Raw genomic sequence first — 3,744 nt, 5'->3', positions numbered from 1 at the left:
AATTCACTGGCGCCGGTACGGGAACGCAGGGTCAATACCATAGCCGCATTCAGCAGGATCAGCACATCCGTCTTATAAGCCGTATGCGCGTCGGTTAATAAAAATGTAGTCATCTCAGCATCCAGGGAAACAACAACGGTCTTTGTATTTTTCATGGAATAATCGCTTATTTCCACACCGGGTGCTACACTGGAATGCGAAAGCTCCATCTCCGCCCAATAATCAGATTCATTGTCGAATTCATGCACGTCAAAAACATGGCTCCAATCTTTATAAGAAGCGGTACGTGGCGGTAAAACAGCTGATTTTTCCGTGTATACGTTGTATAGGTCCTGTAACAGAATCCGCCATGAAATGCCATCTACCACCAGATGATGGGCAGTGAGGAATAGTAATGTTGTGCCATCAGGCACTTTCAACAGGCAGGCTTTGAACAACAATCCTTTTGCCAGATCGAATGAATGACGGATCTCATTACATGCTGCAGCAATTGTCTGCGTGGAATTGATCACTAACTCGGGGACCTCAACAGCTGTATGCAAATGTTCATTATTGTAAAAGAGTACTTCTTTCTCCTCATCGTAATTGATCCGCAAGGTATCATGATGCGCTACCAGCATTGCCAATGCTTCCTCCAGCCGGTGCCGGTCTGGTTGCTCATTCATTTTGAGCAGCACAGACTGGGTATAGCATTCGGGTCTGTTAAACTGATAGCTAAAAAACCAGGACTGTATAGGGGTGGGCATTATTTCTCCGCTCACCACACCCGTATCTGCGGGCGGTGTTGCAAATACAGCATGACGACTGATCTGCGCGATGGTATGATAGGTAAGTATATCTTTTACTTTCACGGAAATTCCCTGCTCGAACAATTTGGAGGAGAGCTGAACGGCTTTGATAGAATCACCTCCATGTTCAAAAAAATTGTCTGTAATGCTGGTGTCTTTCGTGTGCAGTACCTCTTCCCAAACCGTAACAAAGATTTTCTCCAGACTGCTTTCTGCCATTCTTACCTGGGGCAGTGCAGCAGTGAGCGCGATGGCTTGTAGCCTGGCGGTATCTACCTTTCCATTTTTGGTGAGGGGTATTGCATCTATCTGTATAAATCTTTTGGGAATCATAAAATAGGGCAACACCATTGCCAGATAATCAGGGAGCAATGCTTCAGAAAAGGTGTCGCCGGTCACTATATAAGCAATAAGGCCATTGGGGTTACGTTTATCCGGCAATACAATAGCTGCCTCCATCCCCGTGAACCCGCTTAGTTGTGCTTCTACTTCTGACAACTCCACCCGGTTACCACTAATTTTTACCTGGTTGTCATTCCTGCCCAGGTACACCATATTTCCATCAGGCAGCTTTTTAGCCACATCTCCGGTCTTATACAATCTTACCGCTTCATGAACAAAGAATCTTTCCGCAGTCAGTTCCTCCCGATACAGGTAACCACGTGCCAATCCCCTGCCCGCAATGTATATTTCACCTGGCACCTGCGCGGGCACCGGCATCAGGTATTTATCAAGAATATAAATCCGGGTATCGCTGATGGGCCCACCAATTGGTACTGTCATGCTGCTATCTTCAGTATGAAACTGATAAATCATACAACCCACCGTAGCCTCCGTAGGCCCATACTCGTTAAAGAGCGCTGTTTGCCCATTGGTCAGTTCATGCACCTCCCGCGCCAGTGCGCTGTCAAATGCTTCTCCACCGACAATAAATCTTTTGATATTTGTGGCGGCAGACAACAATCCGTTGCTTACCAGTAAGCGCAGGTGCGCAGGTGTAAGTTTTACGATGTTCGCCACATTATGTTTCACTACATTTCCGATGGCTATATCGGTATCATCTTCCCCATAAATGACCATCTTGTTGCCGGTAATGAGTGGTGTAAATATGCTCGTTACCGTCAGGTCAAACGAAATAGAAGAATATAAGGCAAACGTACAGGGGCTGCTATCCGTATAGGTATCAGCCGCCCAGCTGATATAATTAAAAAGGCTATCATGATTAATCATTACACCCTTAGGTGTACCCGTTGAGCCGGAGGTATAGATAACATAGGCAAGGTCGTCTGGCTCATTCGCCACGGGTGGCATCACACGTCCGTCACCAAATATATTCAGGTCGTTGATCAGTAAACCACAACGACTGTCCTCCAGTATAAACCGGATACGTTCTGCTGGTGTATCATACTCAAGTGGCAGATACGCAGCACCAGCTTTCAGCACGCCCAGTATGGCAATGACCAGGTCTGCTGAGCGCTTCATATGAATGCCCACCAGATCCGATTTTCCAATACCCATTCTCTGCAATGCGTGGCCTACCATCTGTGCCCTTGCGGCTAATTCACCATAGGTGATTTCCTGATCGCCCCACACCATCGCTATCTGCCCGGGATTAAGGGCTACCTGTGCTTCAAACAATGCAATGATGGAAGTATACGGCTTGCCGGGCGAAGCAGTCATTTCATCAGGTGCTACCGGCGATAATGCAGCCATGGTAACTTCAGGATGATTGACTACCTGCTGAATAATATGTACCAGTCCCTGCGCCATCCCCTTAACGGTATCAGCAGTAAAAAGGCTGGTCGCATACTCTAATTCAAAGCTGAATCCATCTGTAGTTTCAATAACATCCAGCGTAATATCAAATTTAGCAAAACCAGGATCAAAACGATATTGCTGTTCGCTGAACTCCGACAAGTCCTGATAGAGGAACATGGTATCAAAAAGCGGGTTCCTTCCGGGGTTGACAGGCAAGTCCAGGGCTTGTACCAGCTCATTAAAAGGTAATTCCTGATGATCAATTGCCTGGCTCACGCGTCTGAAATTCTGCCCCATCAACGTGGCAAAGGTATCCTCCCCTTTCATGGTACAAAGCAGCGGCAGGTTATTGACAAACATTCCCTGCAGGGATTGTATATCCGGATGGATTCTCCCATGTGCAGGAATGCCGATGACCACCTCTTCCCTGCCTGAATATTTTGCGAGCAGTACCTGGTAGGCGGTCAACAGGAATGCATGTGCGGAAGTCCCCGTAGCGGTGCAAATTTCTTTCAAACGTGCGACTGCCGGTTGCGGTAAAGTAAACCGCCAGCGCTGCCCCCTGTTATCGGGTACGGCAGGCCGTTGGAAATCATACGGCAAGGTCAGCACCGGTATTTCATCCGCAAACTGATCGGTCCAGTATTGTTTGGCAGCTGCTGTTGTCTGCCGCTCCCACATCACCACATCTTTGAAGGTAACTGGTAAGGCGGGCAATACTGCCCCGTTATATAATTGAAGTAATTCCCTGATAAACAGGAAGACGGATCGTCCATCAGAAATGATATGATGAAAATCCAGGAATAGAAGAGAATTATTTAACAGCGCGAACCTGAACAAGGGGCCGTTGAGCAGATCAAAAGGTTGTACCAGGCTGCGTAAGACATCATCACTATCATCTTCCACCATATTCAGCGTAACCCGACCATGTGTGGTAGTGATTAAACGTGGCTCATCTTCCATGAAAAAACGCATCCGGCATGCATCGTGTCTGTCTACCAGCACTTGCAGGCATTGCGTCAGTTTTTCAACATTAACCTCTCCACGCAGCTTTATTGCTACAGGAATATTATAAGCTATGCTATCCGGATCTACCTTCCATGCATAAAACAAGCGACGCTGGGCTGCTGACACTATCGGCGCAGCATTTTCCGGAGCGGCAGGAATTGGTTCAAAACCTGCCTTTTCTAACTGGTCC

General features: G+C 47.3%; 1 protein-coding gene. It reads right to left on the bottom strand.

The genetic code is table 11. The features are described from left to right. A partial coding sequence (locus tag VIP81_RS02185) for an amino acid adenylation domain-containing protein (RefSeq protein ID WP_331956840.1) occupies positions 1–3,744 on the bottom strand: 3,744 nt, incomplete at both ends.

It is taken from the genome of Chitinophaga sp., from assembly GCF_036566945.1.
Classification (GTDB): domain Bacteria; phylum Bacteroidota; class Bacteroidia; order Chitinophagales; family Chitinophagaceae; genus Chitinophaga.
This window is presented reverse-complemented; position numbering and strand designations above follow the sequence as displayed.